Here is an 18804-nt window from a genome sequence, read left to right as displayed (position 1 = left end):
GATTACTTTAAAGAGTAAGTGTAGAGATTTCCCCCTTCACCATGCGATTTTTCATCAGAAATGAGTAAGGTATTGTCATTTAAAAAGCAAACTGACTCCAATTGGGAGCGAGCGCCTAGGTCAATTTCTTGCATATTTCCTTTAGTGAAATCATCCCAGGTGAAATCCGTAAAAATGAAAAGCTTTCCATAACTGAGTGCTATAATTTTATCACCTTTTGGTGATATGTCAATAGAAGTTATTTGGCAAGTTTTCCAATCTTTACATGGTGTAAAAGAACCGACCAGCTTAGCTTCGTAATTACCTTTAGTATCAGGTACAGAATAAATATGAGCTTCACCAGTAAACGATTTAGATCTATTTTTAGTTACAATATATAATTGGTTACCGTGGTGAAATATAGCTTCAGAATCATAGAAAAAGGCATCTTTTTTTGGCGGGAATTTTTTTTGATCTGGGTAGTATAGCTCAATCTTTTCTGCATCAATTTTGTCGCCAGGTTCAATAGTGGGGTTTGGTAATTTTAGAATGACCAAATTTTTACGATCATTTGCGTTGTTGCCGATATCGGCTATGTAGAGATTACCAGAAGTGTCTTTAGTAAGATCTTCCCAATCATGGTTCTTACCATTTTTCACCTCTAAACTTTTAAGGATTTCGCCATTTAAATTTACTTGGTAAATTTCGTCTTTATTGCCACCGTCTTCAACGACCCAAACTGTAGAATCATTATAGGTTACCAGTCCTGAATTTTCAGCTAAACTATTAGGTAAGTCCGCAATTACTTTTAACTGTCCGTAATTATTACATGATGCTAGGGAAGTAAGTATTATGAGCGTGGATAGTATAAGTTTATTCATATCATTCTTTTATTGGTAAAAATACTTCGGCTTTCCAACGCAATGCATCTCCACCCATGTTAGGGTTGTTAAAAAAGAATTCGATAGGTTTGGGGTCTACTTTTATATTTTTCTCTTTTGCGTAATCAAGTAATGTATACCAAGCTCTATCAGAGGTCATATAATTACCATTGTAAATTGCTTTTAAAGATTTCATGCCTATAAATTCTTTATAAATAAGGTCTTTAATGGTTGGCAACGAATCGGTTTTAATGATAGGATAGCAGAAATTGAAGCTAATACTGTCGTTTTGCATATTCCAATCAGTAGTTTCAATAAAAGGTACTCCATTAACTTGAATTCCATTACTTGCGATAACCGAGTTTATAAAAGGGTAACTTTCCATCATTCCAAAAGCTTTTTTGCTTTGAATGGTTTTATGTTCAACACAAGCACAATAGGTAGAAGGTAAATGGTCCTCGCCCATAAAAGTTACTTTAAATTCTTTTTTATGGATATTTAAACTCTCAATAAAATCAGTAACCGTTTTTCTAGCTTGCTTCTCAAAATTGGTATCGGTAAAGGGAATAGACAGCTTGTTTGCAAAACTGTGGTCTAAATCTTTTACGTCTATAACTAATTGAGATGTTGAATCGTTGATAGGGGTGATATTCCAATTATAAATATGTGTAGAATCACCAGAAGCAATCATTTGCTCTAGATGTCCTAGGTCTTTTGTTTGACGTATAGAGGCTTCTTGTAGTGTTTTACTCCATGATTTTAATGCTTGGTTAACTGTACCTGTGTTAGACTTGGCTACAACTCTTATTTGGTAATCTTGTGGTTTTATGAAAAAATACCAAAGTAGGCCAATGCAAATAATGGCAATTATAATTGAAAGCGCTTTTTTCATGATGATTTAAAATGTAATAAAATTTAATTATTCTTCATTTTAATTTTTGAATTCAATAGTGCTCCAATTTTTCTGCCTTGACCCACACCAACTTCGACAGCGGCTCTATAGTGAATTCCACCATACATTCTACTAATGGCAGCTTCGTCAGCAGCATCGTTGAAAGAATTGAATTTTCTTATAGGCAACCCATACGGTGTTTCGGTGTCGTCTTCAAAGCTAAAATCTTCACCGAAAATGCTGGTCAAAGCAGTTGCTGCAGCACCTGAAACAACACTGTGTCCACTAGTGTATTCGGGGAACGGAGGCGTCTGTAGAATAGGTTTCCAGTTTTCGTCAATATGCTGGTTGATCAGTGTTTCTGGTCTAATTAGATTACTGCGATATTTTTCATCCCAGCAGCTAATAAAACCGTCAGCAATTGCCATTGATGTTTTCGTATACGCAAAAACGGTATCGTCGAAGTTACTATTGGTTTTTTTACAGGCAATTTTAGTAATTCCTATCCAATGTGCACCTGGGGTAATTTTCTTGGTAGCGAACATTAAATGTCCTCTTGTAACTGATACATACGGATTGCAATCCCAGAATTTAGCAATTGCTACTTCATCAGATTCATCTCCATTCTTGGTTATTTCATTACTAATATTATAAACTTCAATCAATTCCCTGTAAAAATCTGAGTCTTTTTCTAATGAAAACGGAGGTGGCGGGATTGGCTTAAATTGAGATGCCGAGTCTATAATAAAAGGGCGAATTTTGCTCCAATGTGGCTCTATACCGTCCATATAAGCTGGTGGTGTTGGTTGCCATCTAGTAGGATCATCTGTATTTACTGTAAATTTAGGCATGGTACGCGTTTGACTATAATTGTCTTTGCTCATCCATTCTTTAATGTGGTCTGCAACTTTTAATCCGTAGGCTTTAGAAGCTTCGAATTCAGGTTCGTTCATTGACTTCCATTGCGTAAATAAACTGTCTTGCAAAACATCGAATTTATCTTCAGAGAATATTAATTGTCTACTAATATTCATATGTGCGATCAGTGCAGATAATTGAGGATTAATACTGGAAACAGTATCTATTGCAGGAATCGGCTTTAAGTCTTTTAATTGCCCAGCCAATGTTTGATAATTAGGGTTTACCTGCGCCACAATTTCATAGGCGGCAATATTCGGATAAGCAAAAATTCTACTTGCTACCGGTGGCGAAAAAATATCATGAATCATAATATCTATTATCTTGTCAATTGAATTGTGTAATTGATCAGGAGATACTAATATGGGTTCTTGCTTCTTTTCGGTACAGTTCGCGAATAAAAGCCCTGTAATTAAAATTATTAAATACCTTTTCATTGTACTATTGTTTGAGAATGCTATACACCTCTGCTGCCTCGTTATTAAAAGTGAGCAAAATGTATGTGTTGTTATTTGAGTTTATAATATTCATGCTTCGAATCGATTTACCAGTTAAATCGAGTCCTATTTCATTCGCTAAGGTAATATTGTTGCCAGTACTAATCAATGCTCCTGGAAAAGAATCAAAACGACCATGATATGGTTTTACACCAAAATAATTTCCTGCAGCTAGTACTTCGGTTTTGTTATCGTTATTAAAATCATATTCTAAAAATACCATAATAGGTGCCAGCTGTAATTCGTGACTAAATGGTATAAAAGCAAATTTGCCATTGTTGTTTTCTAGATATCCGGAATTTAAAGTATGTACTTCATGAATTTCCGCATTGAGTAACATTTCCTTACCAAGAATTTCTTCCATCGATTTTCCTGCAAAAGAACTGTAGGTATTGAACTTTTTACGAAGCGAAACCAATTGACTCGACAATTCTTTTAACCCGTCTATTGGGTAGTCTTTGCCGTCTTTGTAAGTGCTAACAATAGTTTCGGTAGCTCCATTTTTATCAAGGTCACCATAATACATTTTCATCGGATGCTTTGGTGATGTAGTAAACTTGGTATTCATTCCCCAGTTCCCTAAAAGGTAGTCTTGGTCCCCGTCACCATCAATGTCAAAACCAGTAACTGCTTGCCATAAACCATTAATATTTTCATTGTCTAACGGTTGAATTTCTTCGAATTTGCCTTTGTTGTTTTGAAAAAAACGAGGTGACATCCATTCCCCAACAAATAATAGATCTTCCCAGCCATCATCATTGAAATCTGTAACTAGGGCATCGGTAACCATACCTAACTTTTCAAAGGGATTATTGGCTACTTTAAAGTTGCCATTTTCATTTTCTAGAATATAGCTATTAGGTTTGTTTCCATAGTCTGCACTGATAGATTGATTACATATAATAATATCTAAATCATCATCGTGGTCATAATCCAGTTTTAAAAGAACAGAGGTGTTTTCGAACATCTCAGGAAATTCTCTTTGAGTAAAAGTACTATCTTTATCCACGTAGTAAGAGTCGGTTAATGGCTTCATTTTATTAAAGAAGTCTGCCCCGCCTGTACCTATTATGATATCATTTTTCCCATCGGCATTAAAATCATCAATGATAGATGCGATGTCTTCTTTGATGCTATCTTTTTTAATTTCAGGATAGTTTTTTAATTGAAAAGTGGAATCTTCTTGAATATAAATTTGTGACGGAATATACTTAGCTCCTCCGAAAAATATATCATCTTTTCCATCAGCATTTAAATCACCAACACTGACTGCAGGTCCGCGATCGGACATTTGATAAGGTATTAACTTTTGGCGTAAATAATCGCTGTAGGCATCTTCAATGTGTGCATAATTTATGCCTAGATTATTTGATGTTTTTTGAAAAAGGTTCTGCTGTTTTGGGTGCAAAACAGTATAGTTAAAAGGTTGTGTTTTTTCAGGGCTTACATAAAGCGTTTGATTGACGGCGACATTTTTCACCAATTGACAGCTCTTATCTGGCCATATAATTTTCAACGAATCAATAGTATTAAGTTCGCCGTAACCAAAGTGTATAATGGGTTCAGAAGATGATTGAAAGCCGCGAACAGTATACATTTCTTTAAACTGTTGAATTCCGTTGGCATATGAAAATACTTTGGTGCCAATACCGAATTTGTTTTTATCGGAAAAGTTCAGTTTAATTTTTAGCCAATTGCGCTGACTGTTGGTAGTGTTCTCTTGAATCAATGAAGGGCTAAATAGATTGTTTGTTACCAGATCTAAATCGCCATCGTTATCTAAGTCGCTATATGCAGTAGCCCCAGAAATAATTGTGTCTTGAGCTATCCAAGATTCAGATTCATCTATAAATTGAAGATCAGCTGCTCCTTTAAAAATCATGTTACCAATAAAACCAGAAGGCATCATTTCTAACGCTTTTTGGTCTACAAGATTGGTATTATTGATTTTTGATCGAATATTTTCGTTAGATATATAGTTGATGTAATCTAAATCATTTGGACGTTTTGGTATACCATTGCTAATATATATATCTTGTTCTCCATCTTGATCATAATCACCGAACAAGGCACTCCAGCTCCAATCTGTTGCTGCTACACCACTCTGCAAAGCAGTTTCTAGGAATTTACCGTTGGGTTGATTTACCGAAAGCATATTTCTAGTATACTGGTTGTGATATCCAAAGGTCTCGGTTTTCATTTTTTGAATTTGGATATCATCATCGCCTTCAGATGATTTTAAGACAATTTCGTCTTTACCTAACATATCCAAAGAAATTAAATCTGGCAGACCATCATGGTTTATATCTGCCACATCACTACCCATTGAAAACCTAGTAGTATGTCCAAACGCTTCTTTCAGACTTTCTTTAAAAGTACCGTCTCCGTTATTTAAGTAGTAGTAATCATCTTCATGAAAATCATTACCGATGTATAAGTCAGGATAGCCGTCTTGGTTAAAATCAGATACTGCGATACCTAGTCCATATCCATTTATGCCACCATAAATACCAGCATCTTCGCTGATATCTATAAATTTACCATTGTCGTTACGAAGTAATTTATCACCTGTTTCATAAACTCTTTTGTAGCGGATTTTTGCATTACCGTAAGAGTCTAGGGTGTGTATGGCATGATTAAGAAGGTAAATATCTAAGTCACCATCTAAATCATAATCTAAAAAAGCAGCAGATGAACTGTAGGATTCAAAATCTAGTCCATATTCGGCAGCACTCTCTTTAAAAGTGTTATCACCTTGGTTAATAAAAAGCTCATTGTATCCATTAAATCCGTTTAGGCCCACAACTGCACAAACATAAATATCTAGAAGACCGTCACCATTAACATCACCCATTATGGTACCGGTGTTCCAAGAACTATTTCCTGCTACACCCGCTGTTTCGGTAATGTCTTCAAACTGTAAATTACCTTTGTTCAGATATAGTTTGTTCTTTACTTGATTACCAGAAAAATATATATCTGGTAGGCTATCATTATTTATATCACCAATAGCAACACCACCACCATTATAAAAATATAGATAATCTAAAATACTAAGATCTTTAGATTCTGTAAGTGTGTTTTCAAAAGTAATACCAGTTTCTGCGGCAGAACGTTTTACGAATAATTCACCAGAGTTTTCGTTACAGCCAATTGCAAATATCAATACACAAAAGTATAGTATGTTATTCTTCATTTATTCGATAAAGTTTTGGAGCATCATTGTTAATCGCAGCAATGATGAATTCATTTCCGTTCTTATCCTTGATTGTTCTTAGTTGCTTTACCTCATTACGAATAAAGAAACCGCTATTGGCATAATTTTGCCATTCAAAATTCAATTTACCATCGCCAAGTAGAACGTTTCCGTAATTAGCATCTAATCTCGAATATTGAGGTTTAAATTCAAAATTATTACCTGCCATCACAATGTCAAGGTTTCCGTCTTTATTGATATCTAAACATTGTATGCCACAGATACATGAAAATTGAACTTGAGGTGGTAGTATTTTAATAGTAAAGTTGCCATTGCCATCGTTTATGGCAATTATAGACTCAGAGATATTTGACTGCTTTAATATGGTATTTTCGATAATGTACTTTGGGAATAACTCTTGAATGGTTTTTGAAGCATACTCAGAAGCTTTAATATTTTTCTTCTTCAATGCAAGAATTTGGGTTGTTAATTCCTTCTTTTGATGAAGAGGATAATCACCGCCATCATAATTTTGGGTGGTAATTTGTTCTATAGTACCATCATTGTCAAAATCGTTTACCCACATTTTCATTGGATGCCCAGGTTCTGGTTTATAATGTAGATTACTACCCATGTTACCGAGAATTAAATCTTGATCGCCATCATTGTCTAAGTCATACCCTTCAACAGCTCCCCACCATCCACTAAGGCTGTCAAGAGTACTTTTTGAGTCGCTAAGCCTTCTGCCAGAGTTCTTATAGATTTTTGGACTTCCCCAGTCAGATACCGTCACAAGGTCATCTTTGCCATCGGTGTCGATGTCTATCCATTTGGCATCGGTTACCATACCGGCATCTTTTAAATCATAAGCCGATCGTTCGGTTATATCAGTAAAAATTCCGTCTCCGTTATTCGATAGGAATAAGTGTTCAGGATTGATGCCATATGTACCCACCACACTTCTTATACCAACGAAAACATCAATATCGCCATCTGCGTCAAAATCGGACGGAGCTATTACGGAAACATTTTTATTAATACTAGGTAGTTTGTTTGTGCTTAAAGAGAAAGTGCCTTTTCCATCATTTAGGTAAAGTCGAATTCCATAAGTGCCTTGCATGCCCAATTCGTTACCACCGGTACCCACCATAAGGTCTAAATCGCCATCATTATCTGAATCAAAAAATGAGGCAGTGGTGTCTTCAAGTAGGGCTTCTGCTTCAAAATATTTTACAATAGGTTTAGAAAGTGATCCATTGCCATTGTGCAGATATAAAGCACCAGCTTGATTTTTTGCGCCACCAATAAAAATATCTTCATTGCCATCACCATTTACATCGCCAACGGCTAAACCAGGACCTTCTTCTGCCAATGACTTAGATATCAATCCCTCATTGTCAAAATCCATATAGCTATTTTCTTTATGGGTCAAGAAAGAGTTGTTGTCTATTGATTTTAAAAGGGTAGGGGTTTCGGTCTTTTTGATTTTAAATACTTCTATAGCTTCTTCTTGCTTAAATGTTATAGTCTGGTTCGCTTTTACATTGGTTAATTTTACTGTAGCGTCATTTGGCCATATAATACGAATGGAGTCTAACATTTCTGTAGCGCCCAAACCAATAGTCATTGGGTATTCTACCGAAGATTGAAAACCTCTAGACGGCATTAATGTTTGGTCAATAATATTATCTGGGTAATATAAACGAGCAACTGTTCCTATACCAAATTTGTTGCCGTCAGTACCTTCGAATTTTAATTTGATATAATTATTTTCTGATTGAGATTCAGAATTGTTACGATATACGAATGTCTCCATATTTACATTGTTGACGACCAAATCTAAATCGCCATCATTATCTAAATCTCCATAAGCAGAACCGTTAGAGCGACTGGGTAATTCAAAACCCCATTTTTTATTATAGTTACTGAACGTAATGTCTCCGTTATTTCGGTAAGCGTAATTTGGTAATGGGGTAACTGGCATTTTATTAATGATAGAATCAATAGATTCTTTTCTGCCGGTCAAGGCCATTTTTTGAATGATTTCGTTAGCAAAGAAATCAACGAAATCTAAATCTGTAAGATCATGGTTAATTCCGTTAGTAATATAAATATCTTTTAGACCATCATTATCCATGTCGAATAACAATCCAGACCAGCTCCAATCTGTGGCTTCAACACCGCTGTAATATGCAATTTCAGAAAAGGAGCCATTACCGTTGTTTAGCTGTAATGTATTTTGAATGTATTGCTGATGGAAATCTTTACTCTGCTTTAGTTTAAAGATGTTATAACCTTCGAATTCCATGACAGATTTTACACGTTGATCTGGTTCGGGCAGCATATCTGTAATGAAGATATCTGTTAGTCCGTCATTATTTATGTCGGCCATATCGACACCCATTGCAGATAAGCTTAAGTGATTCGTCCATTTTTGAACTTCTTCTCTAAACGTGCCATCTTGATTATTGATGTATAAATAATCTCTTTCATAAAAATCGTTAGAAACATATATATCCGGATACAGGTCATTGTTAATATCCACAACCATAACTCCAAGTCCAAAACCGATAAGGCTACCATAAATACCAGCTTTTTCACTCACATCAACAAATTTACCATTGTCATTTCTTAGAAGCATATCGCCTACACCTCTAAAAATTTTTGGAACACCTTCCCAGTCTTGTGCTCTTACGTCTCGTTGTTCGGCATAACCAAGACTACTTACAGGTATGTTACTATTGTTTAAAATATAAGCATCTAAATCTCCGTCTTTATCATAATCAAAGAAAGAAGCGTGAGTAGAAAATCCTGTTTCCGCTAAATTGTATTCATGCGCTTTTTCTGTAAAAGTTCCATCACCATTATTTATGTAAAGGTCGTTGTCATGGTTATTACCTTCCATATTACCTGCATTACTTACATATATATCGAGAAAGCCATCATTGTTAATGTCAGCCATAACCACCCCTGTAGACCATGGCTTATTCCCTGATATCCCGGCATTTTCCGAAATATCTTCAAATTTCATATCGCCTTTGTTAAGAAATAGTTTGTTTGGCTCCATGTTTCCGGTAAGAAAAACATCCGATAATCCGTCGTTATTAATATCGCCAATAGCAACACCGCCACCGTTATAAAAGTTACGATATTTAAATATGTTGAATTCTTTTGAGTTGGCAACTTTATTTACAAATGAGATACCTGTTTCTTCGGGTGGTAATAATGTAAATAAAGTAGGCTCTATTTTTTCATCTGATGCATTCGCATCTTCTTTAGAGCCGCAAGAATATAAAAGGGAGAAAACTAAGCTGAGACAGCTTAGTTTAAGAAAATTAGAGTTCATTCTTGAGTATGTTTGAATAGCACTTTGAGTTATTTGGTAAACTATTAAAGTTGAGTTAATAATCTTTATATTTGTTCGTTCAAAATTAATTTGCAAGATAGCCAAATACCGACTATTTGACGGGCTTATTTAGTAAAAGTCGGCGTTAAAATTTAAAGAAAACGTTATAGGTTTGGTCGAATATTATGAATAATGAGATTTTGTAGTCAGTTTTTAGAAGTAATGGAAATAATCCAATATATTTAACCTTGACTAAATAACAAACAACTCAACCAATGATAGGAATTTTATCTTTTTTAGGCTTTACCTTACTAGTGGCCGTAATTGCGTATTTCGCAACAAGAACAACCGATGAGCAAACCTCCGATGGTTATTTTCTTGGTGGACGAAGTTTAACTGCGGGAGTAATAGCTGGCTCATTATTATTAACGAATTTATCTACAGAGCAGATTGTAGGTTTAAACGGTAGTGCATACACGGACGGATTGTCGGTTATGGCTTGGGAGACATTGGCTGCAATAGCTATAGTGATTGCTGCTATATTTTTGTTGCCTAGATATTTAAAAGGAGGGTTAACCACTGTTCCGCAGTTTTTGGCGAAACGATTCGATGTCACGACCAAAACGATAACCTCGGGTCTATTTCTAACCGGGTATGTTGTGGTATTGTTGCCGGTTATTTTGTATTCTGGTTCTGTAGCCATAAGTGGTATGTTCGATGTACCTTCTTTATTAGGGGTTTCGGATAATTCGGCTTTGGTTATTTGTATTTGGGGAATAGGTCTTATAGGTTCTGTATATGCGGTTTTTGGTGGGCTAAAAGCTGTCGCAGTATCAGATTCTATTAATGCAGTGGGTTTATTGATCGGTGGGTTGTTGATTCCAATATTCGGATTGATGGCAATTGGTGATGGCAGTGTTTTTAGTGGACTAGATATTTTGGTAAGTTCAAACCCTGAGAGATTTGATTCTACAGGTAATACTGGTCAAGAGGTTCCATTTGCAACCATATTTACCGGTATGATGTTGGTACAGTTATTTTATTGGGGAACAAACCAACAAATAATACAGAGAGCATTAGGAGCGAAAAACTTGGCAGAGGGTCAAAAAGGATTATTGTTAGCTTCATTTTTGAAAATATTGGGTCCATTAATTTTGGTGTTACCGGGAATGATAGCATATCATTATTTCGATGGTGGTTTGGCTTCTAGTGATTTAGCCTACCCAGAACTGGTAAGAGCTGTGTTGCCAAAACCGTTGGTTGGCTTTTTTGCAGCAGTATTGTTTGGTGCTATTTTGAGTTCGTTCAACAGTGTGTTGAACAGTTCTGTAACCTTATTCGGTATTGATATTTATAAACAACATATTAACCAGAATGCACCAGAAACTACCGTAGTAAAGTACGGTAAGATTTTTGGGATATGTTTGGCGTTAGCAGCGATGTTCATTGCACCCTTAATTGCAAATGCAGGTAGTTTATTTAATTACTTACAAGAAATCAATGGGATCTATAGTATTCCGATTTTCACCATTATAGTGGTTGGTTATGTGACCAAAAAAGTGCCGGCTATTGCGGCTAAAGTGGGTATTGTTTCTGGTTCATTGTTATATATTATTAGTCAGTTTTGGTTAAAGAATAAATTTGTTGATGAGGCTTTGGCAGATGCTAATGCTGCAGGTATTACAGAACCAATACAATTAAAATTAATAGAAGCAGAAGCATACCCCCACTTCTTGCATATAATGGCTATTTTGTTTGTGACCAATATTGTTATAATGCTGATTATAGGTGCTATTAGACCAAGAAAAGAGCCTTTCGTTTTGGAATATACAGATCAAGTTTCTATTACTCCGTATAAGTATGTTAATCAGGTAGGTATAGCAATTTGTTGTATTGTTATTGGAATATACGTGTACTTTGCTAAGTAGTATGCTTTAATTATTTTAAATAAAAGAAAAGCCATACCATAATCATATGTTGTGGCTTTTCTTTTGATAATTATTAGCTATAGATAATTGCTTATTATATTTCTCTAATTCAAGCCAACTATTAGAAGATATTAAATCCTAACGTTTTATTGTTCGTTAAGGTAGTGGCTGTTTTACTTGAATGGTTTTACTTATATAGGAAGTACTCTCTTTTTGTATTGTATAATCTTAATTCTATGAATCATATTATTCTTAGGTATTCAACATAAATTGATTGGTGAAAGTATAAGCTGATAGTTTGAAAAGTTATTTAGAAAACAAAAAAGCCTCCAAAATGAATTGGAGGCCTTTTCAACTTAAACTTAAATTTATATATGCTTAGTATCCTGGGTTTTGAACCAAATTAGGATTAGCAAGCAATTGTGCTGGTGGAATAGGGAACACGTTGTAATCATCATTGTTAATAGTCCCTTCCGCTTTAAATAACCAATCTCTACCGAATTGTCCAAAACGAATTAAATCGTTACGTCTCCAAGCTTCTTGATATAATTCTCGACCTCTTTCATCTAAGATATCTTGTTCAGTCACTGTTCCTAACAACTCTTCAGTGTTACGTATTGTTCTTAAATCATTGATCATTGATGTTGGATCACCACCGCTTCTAAACATAGCTTCGGCTTTCATTAAGTGAGCATCTGCATATCTAAAAACGATTTGATGGCTAATTGAGGCATCACCATTTCTTGCGGCATATTTTTGAATTCTAATACCAGTAGTTTCATCATTGTTGATGAAGTTTACTGCACCAGAACCATCTTTAAATTCTCTTTTGAAAGTAAGTGGCGCACCTTGTCTGTCTTTTAGTGGTGTCCCGTCAAGAGCATATTGTTGATTGATAAGGAAACCATAACCAACGTTAGAGCCGTCTACATAGCCGTCATTTTCAGCAGCATAAGGTTGATCAGCAAAAGTTATACCTACAGTCGGTACACCACCTCTACGCTCTTCTTGATTATTGGCTGGTTCTTGGTTGGCATCTAGTTCATTGAAATCTTCATCACCTTCAAAAAGATCATAAAATTCAGCAAGCGTACTAAAACCGTTCCAACCACCACCTTGAATACTGGTGTTGTTGTAGTGAAGTCCCATTACTACCTTATTGATTGTATTAGCTTCTAAAGACCAGATAGTTTCAGTATCGGCATCTGGTAAGAAAAGGTCAAAATATCCTTCTTGTAGAGCATAACCGTCAGCGGTAATAGCGTCAACTAAAGAAATAACTTCTGCCATATCACCTGAATCAGGAGAACCGCCTAAATAGATATGCTTGTTTAAAAGAACTTTAGCCTTTAAATACCTAGCTGCGGCCTTGCTTGCTCTTAAGCTAGTGTTTCCACTTGCAGCAGCTGTAGCAGGAGCATTTGCAATAGCAGTTTCAATGTCAGCAAGAATAAAATCAACAGCAGCTTGTCCACTTAGTACTTCAGGTACAGATGTAGAGGGTAATGCGGTGTCTCTATAAGGAACCTGACCAAAATTGTCTAAAATAACCCACATGCTGTAAGCTCTAATAAAGCTTGCATCGCCAATGTTAGTTGCTGATGGGTTACTTCTAGGATCTAAAACTTGAGAAGCTTGAAGTTGGTTTCCGTTCCATAATTGAAATACGTTAACAATAAAAGCATGTTGCCCACTCCAATCGTGTGTGTGTAATACTCTCCATAGCCCGTTATCACCCCAGTCACCTCCACGTGTTGGGATTAAATGCTCATCTGAAGTTACTTCTTGAAGAGCAAAGTAGTTGTCTTGTCCGGCATATTGTCCGGCAAGCGAACCATAAAGATTCGTTACTGTTGATGATGGGTCGGCTAATCCTTGGAATCCCTCAGAAATGATGGAATCTGTTTCTTCTATTTCTAGGTCGGTACAAGAGGTAACCCCTAGCAACGATAGAATAGAAAGCGTTAAGATTTTAAAATTATTTTTCATGATATACAATTTTTTTAATTAAAATGATGCATTAATACCAAAAGTGAAAGTTCTTGGTCTTGGGTAAGACCCGTAATCAATACCTCTAGATGGTACACCTGAACCTAAATCACCAGTATTTGCAGTAACCTCTGGATCTAAACCACTATAATCCGTAATTAAGAAAAGATTTTGACCAGTTAATGAAAAACGTAACGAGTTTAAAGCACCTTCACCAGATAAAGGTACATTGTAACCAATGCTAGCATTTTGAAAACGTACGAAATCTCCTTTTTCCAAGAAACGAGTAGAAGCATCAGCAGAAGCTCCTGGGTCTTCACCACTTGTTAATACGCTTTGAGTTACATTTCTAGAGTTAGAAAGCGCTCCTGCAGTAAAGTACGCATTTTCGGTGTTGTTATATACTGAGAAACCAAATTGACCTTGAAAGAATACAGATGCATCAAAATCCTTAACTTTTAAGTTTAAGCTTAAACCAGTTGTAATATCTGGTAAAGCATCTTCGCCAACGAAGGTTTTATCTGCAAATGGGTCTCCTACACCATTTCCATCAACATCTTGGTATGTTGGCGAACCAGCACCATCAAATCCAGTGAAAATTGGTAGGTAGTAAGAATATAATGACTGACCAGAAGCAAAACGTTGTGCAAATGCACCTGTTAAACCAGGACCGTTAACTGCACCAGTATCAATTAGACCTTCGAAATTTTGAACTTCGTTGTTGTTGTAAGCTATATTGAAATCTGCAGAGAACGTTGCGTCATCAGTTTGCACAAAATCGTAAGCTAATGCAAATTCAACCCCTTGGTTGATAATACTAGCGTCAACATTTTGAAATTGGAAAGGGTCAACAGCAGGTGCTGCAGGTGGAGTTTGTAAAAGAACGTCAGTAGTCTCAGTTCTATAAACATCAACACTACCGCTTAAGCGATCATTGTTAAATCCGAAATCAAAACCAGCGTTTAAGTTGAAAGAAGACTCCCATTTTAGGTCGGGTCTATCAGTAGCTACAATTGCAGTACCGTTGGCGTTAATATCAAGATTTTGTTGAACAGTTAAATCAGAAAAACGTTGTCTTGCTACGAAGTTACCATAACCTAGACCATCTTGGTTACCAGTGATACCCGCACTTAAACGTAATTTAAGTGTAGAAACGTTCTCTCCAACAAAATCCTCTTCGTTCATTTTCCATGCAAAAGCACCAGAAGGGAAGTAACCGTATTGATTTTCAGGTCCAAATCTAGAAGAACCATCAGCTCTCATTGTCGCTGTAAACAAATACTTATCTTTCAAAGTGTAATTTAATCTAGCAAAGAAAGACTGTAGCTCATCTGTATTGTCAAATGAGTTTGTGAAAACAGAAGTAACAGGACTGTCAAGAGTTCTGCCTAATTCTTCTTGAGCTACAACGGTTGGTAATAATCTATTCACCAATACCCCACCCGTGTTAGGAGCGTAATAAGCTTGTTGGTAAGACCCAGTTACAGCATTCTGTAAATCGACTACAGCACCTCTTAGGTCTCTACCCATTGCATTTAAATCACTAGTTGTGTAACCTCTACCACCAGCATTAAATCCATAAGTTTGAAAATCTTGGTAACCGAAACCTACTAAAGCTTCTAAGCTAGAGTTTTCGAATTCTTTATTGTAGTTAACCGTAGCTTCAAAAGTTTTGTTGTCTCTCTTTAAAATTCCGTAATTACCACGACCTATATCGGTAACACCGTTAAGGTTGATAATATCTCTTGAAATAACAGAAGTATTGGATGCCTCTGCAACATCTAAACCTGCATTTAATTTTGCCGAAAGTTCAGATGTGAAATTGTACTGAATAGATCCGTTCAATAAATATCTATCGGTGTTGGTAATATTTTGAGTATTATCTAAAGCATTCTGGGGATTTACGTTTAATCCGCCTGCATTAAAACTTGAGTTAGCTGGCCATGTTGGGTTCGCAGCATAAGCCCCTCCTAAAACATCACCTGCAGCACCTGCTTGGGCACTAATTGGCGCTTGAGAATCATTGATTCTAGCAATCGACATTTGAAGGCCAAGAACTAGTTTATCATCTAAAAAACGTTGGTTAAGATTTACTCTACCGGTAATTCTTTCTAAATCAGAGTTTTCAACGATACCAAATTGTTTTCCGTAACCAAATGTTGCTCTTACGTTACCACTACCATAATTCTTAGAGTAAGAAAGGTTTTGGTTTTGAGAAGCAGTAGATCTTAATACAACTTGTTGCCAGTCCGTATTGGCACCGAAATTTACGGCACTTGCATTACCACCTACGGCAGTAACTCCAGATAAAAATTCTGAAGAATCTAAAAGGTCAAAAGTATTTGCTGCTTTGGCAATACTTAATGAACTTGAAAAATCCCATACACCTTTGCTGCTGCCTTTACCACTTTTAGTAGTAATGATTACAACACCGTTAGCACCACGAGAACCATAAATAGCAGTTGCAGATGCATCTTTTAAAATACTGATACTTTCAATATCATTAGGGTTTATAAAGTTTAATGGGTTTTTAACAGCACTTTGCCCAAAACCTGTTTCACCTTGTGGTGAAGTATTACCACCGCCTAATGGAACACCATCTACTACAAAAAGAGGATTGTTGTTTGCACGTACAGAGTTAGAACCTCTAATGTTAATCTGGATGCCCGCTCCAGGTTCACCACTAGTTTCTTGAATGTTAACACCGGCAGTTTTACCTTGTATTAACTGTTCTGGCGAAGCAATGTTACCACCGTTAAAATCTTCAGCAGTTACAGCAGTTACCGAACCTGTTGCATCTTTTACAGTTGTTGTACCGTAACCGATAATTACAACTTCTTCCAATGCTTCAGCATCTTCTTCTAGAGTAAAGTTAATTGAAGTTCTACCATTTATAGCCACTTCTTGAGTTTTGTAGCCGATATAACTTACAATAAGTACAGCACCTTCTTCAGCGGTCAATGTGTAATTACCGTCAAAATCGGTTTGTGTACCATTCGTTGTCCCTTTTTCTAGAACACTAGCTCCTGGTAAAGGTCCACTTGAATCTGAAACAGTTCCAGATACTTCTTGCGCCTGTATGTATCCAAAGCACAAAAATGCACCGAGAACTAACAGACTTTTTAGGAATGTAATCTTCATAAATTGTTAATTTAAGTTGAGTTAATTTAATTTCAATTGTTAAAAATATGTAAAAAGGTGTGTTAACAATAGTTTAAGCAAAATTAAAATTTACGAAAACGGTTTCGTGTTGATAACTTTTAATTTTTGCGAGTATAATGAATGTTAATAGACAATATTATGATATTCTTAATTAACATACAGGTTAAATATGAATATATGATTATTCTTCAAATATAAGAAAAATCCTTTTTTATATATATTTACGATATAGAATCTATTTTTGAACTTTTGTTTCTAGATTAATTTAAGTTCTTATCTTAAATTTTAAATTCCTTTTTTTTGAAACCAAAAATCACTTTAAAAGATATTGCTAAAGAACTTGATGTTTCTATTTCTACAGTGTCGAAGGCATTGAAGAACAGTAAAGAAATTAGCAAAGACACAAAAGATAGAATTAAGGCTTTTGCAAAATTCTATAATTACCGTCCTAATAATATCGCACTTAGCTTAAAAAATAAGAGAACCAAAAATATTGGTGTTGTTATTCCAGATATTGTGCATCACTTTTTTACCACAGTTTTTAGGGGTATAGAAATGTATGCCAATCAGATGGGGTATAATGTTATTGTCTGTATTTCTGATGAATCTTATGATAAAGAGGTAATTAACATGGAAATGTTGGCAAACGGCAGTATAGATGGGTTTATACTTTCATTGAGTGCCGAAACCCAGCGAAAGAATGATTTTACCCATTTAAAAGAATTGTTAGATCAAGGTATACCAATAGTTCTTTTTGATCGAGTAGCCCCAGAGGTTGCATGCGATAAGGTTATATTGAATGATATGGAAATAGCTCGAGAGTCGGTTGAGCATTTAATAGAGAAAGGATCTAAGAAAATTGCCTTGATAACGACCGATAATTATTTTAATGTAAGTGAACGTAGAAAAGATGGCTATATACAAGCTTTAAAGGATAATGATATTCCGTTCGATAAGAATTTAATTTTGACTTTACCTCATGATTTAGACAATACAAAGCTAATAACAGAGTTTTTTCAGAAAAATGAAATAGAAGCGGTATTGTGTGTTAATGAGATTTTCGCAGTTCAATGTATGAGTGTTATTCAGCAAATAGGTTTGAAAATACCTGAAGATATATCTATAATAGGATTTACGGACGGAATCTTATCTCGATTCTCTTCGCCCAAACTTAGTACGGTTGCTCAGCATGGTGAAAAAATGGGGGGATTAGCAGCCGAAATGCTGATAAAAAGAATGGAGTCAACTGAGGTAGTAGAAGAGCCTTTTAGAACAGAGGTAATTGAAGCGACATTAATTAAAAGAGGTTCTACAATCAACTAATATTTTTGTAATAATGGAAAAAGTGGGTTTTATATTTGACTTAGATGGTGTTATTGTTGATACAGCTAAGTATCATTATTTAGCATGGCGAAAACTAGCCAATGAATTAGGTTTTGAATTTACCAAAGATCAGAACGAACTCTTTAAAGGAGTGAGTAGAAAAAGATGCCTAGAAATTCTTTTAGATATTGGCAATATTACTGCTACACAGGATCAGTTCGATAAATGGATGGTTGAGAAAAATGTTGATTATCTAGCTTACATTGAAAAGATGAATTCAAGTGAAATTCTCCCAGATGTTGCAAAGGTTTTACAATATTTAAAGAATAAAAATATCCCCATAGCATTGGGCTCTGCAAGTAAAAATGCCAGACCTATTTTAGAAAAGGTTGATTTATTACCATATTTCGATAGCATTGTCGATGGTAATAGCGTAACCAAGGCAAAGCCAGACCCAGAAGTGTTTTTGATTGCAGCTGATAATTTAGGTGTTGCAGCAAATTCATGTGTGGTCTTTGAAGATGCAGTTGCAGGTATTCAAGCAGCAAATGCAGCAAATATGGTAAGCATAGGAATAGGAGATACTGAAATACTAAACGAGGCAGATTACAATTTTAACGATTTTACCGAAATGAGCGATGATTTTTTAGAATCATTGATCAAAAAACAACATAAAGAATAATTTAAGGTAGC

At 35.5% G+C, this 18804-nt stretch carries 10 protein-coding genes; 3 read left to right on the top strand and 7 right to left on the bottom strand.

Annotation, left to right across the window (positions count from 1 at the left end):
- Positions 1 to 2: 2 nt before the first annotated feature.
- The 5 genes from DFQ03_RS14670 to DFQ03_RS14650 are packed head-to-tail and all read right to left on the bottom strand — an operon-like array spanning position 3 to position 9709.
- On the bottom strand, positions 3 to 860 hold the full coding sequence (locus DFQ03_RS14670) for a hypothetical protein (RefSeq protein WP_133673963.1): 858 nt from the start codon (positions 858 to 860) through the stop codon (positions 3 to 5).
- A gap of 1 nt (position 861) precedes the next feature.
- Complete coding sequence (locus DFQ03_RS14665; protein ID WP_133673961.1) at positions 862 to 1752, bottom strand: AraC family transcriptional regulator; 891 nt, start codon at positions 1750 to 1752, stop codon at positions 862 to 864.
- 23 nt (positions 1753 to 1775) lie between these two features.
- Positions 1776 to 3107 (bottom strand): vanadium-dependent haloperoxidase, encoded by a 1332-nt coding sequence (locus tag DFQ03_RS14660; protein ID WP_133673960.1) that lies wholly within the window; start codon positions 3105 to 3107, stop codon positions 1776 to 1778.
- 4 nt (positions 3108 to 3111) lie between these two features.
- Positions 3112 to 6363 carry a VCBS repeat-containing protein gene (locus DFQ03_RS14655; protein ID WP_133673958.1) on the bottom strand — a complete coding sequence of 1084 codons (3252 nt, stop codon included), beginning with the start codon at positions 6361 to 6363 and terminating at the stop codon, positions 3112 to 3114.
- Positions 6353 to 9709: a VCBS repeat-containing protein gene (locus tag DFQ03_RS14650; RefSeq protein WP_133673957.1), complete on the bottom strand. Its 3357-nt coding sequence runs from the start codon at positions 9707 to 9709 to the stop codon at positions 6353 to 6355. The genes DFQ03_RS14655 and DFQ03_RS14650 overlap by 11 nt, the downstream gene beginning before the upstream one ends.
- 275 nt (positions 9710 to 9984) lie before the next feature.
- On the opposite strand from DFQ03_RS14650, the gene DFQ03_RS14645 reads away from it, so the two are divergent.
- A complete protein-coding gene (locus tag DFQ03_RS14645) occupies positions 9985 to 11637 on the top strand; it encodes a solute:sodium symporter family transporter (RefSeq protein ID WP_133673955.1) in 1653 nt (550 codons plus the stop codon).
- 378 nt (positions 11638 to 12015) lie between these two features.
- Here the strand turns inward: DFQ03_RS14645 and DFQ03_RS14640 are convergent, their stop codons facing one another.
- Both DFQ03_RS14640 and DFQ03_RS14635 read right to left on the bottom strand, forming a co-directional pair.
- A complete protein-coding gene (locus DFQ03_RS14640) occupies positions 12016 to 13626 on the bottom strand; it encodes a RagB/SusD family nutrient uptake outer membrane protein (RefSeq protein ID WP_133673953.1) in 1611 nt (536 codons plus the stop codon).
- An 18-nt stretch (positions 13627 to 13644) separates the two neighbouring features.
- Entirely contained in the window at positions 13645 to 16767 is a 3123-nt protein-coding gene (locus DFQ03_RS14635) for a SusC/RagA family TonB-linked outer membrane protein (protein ID WP_133673951.1), read from the bottom strand.
- 321 nt (positions 16768 to 17088) lie between these two features.
- Between DFQ03_RS14635 and DFQ03_RS14630 the strand changes: the two genes are divergently transcribed.
- Positions 17089 to 18111, top strand: a complete 1023-nt coding sequence (locus DFQ03_RS14630) for a LacI family DNA-binding transcriptional regulator (protein WP_133673949.1) — start codon at positions 17089 to 17091, stop codon at positions 18109 to 18111.
- A gap of 13 nt (positions 18112 to 18124) precedes the next feature.
- Positions 18125 to 18793, top strand: a complete 669-nt coding sequence (gene pgmB / locus DFQ03_RS14625; RefSeq protein ID WP_133673947.1) for a beta-phosphoglucomutase — start codon at positions 18125 to 18127, stop codon at positions 18791 to 18793.
- The last annotated feature ends 11 nt before the right edge of the window (positions 18794 to 18804 follow it).

The organism is Maribacter caenipelagi (assembly GCF_004364175.1).
GTDB classification, from domain to species: Bacteria; Bacteroidota; Bacteroidia; order Flavobacteriales; family Flavobacteriaceae; genus Maribacter; species Maribacter caenipelagi.
Note: the sequence above shows the minus strand (reverse complement) of the source record. Positions and strands in the feature narration are given on the sequence as shown.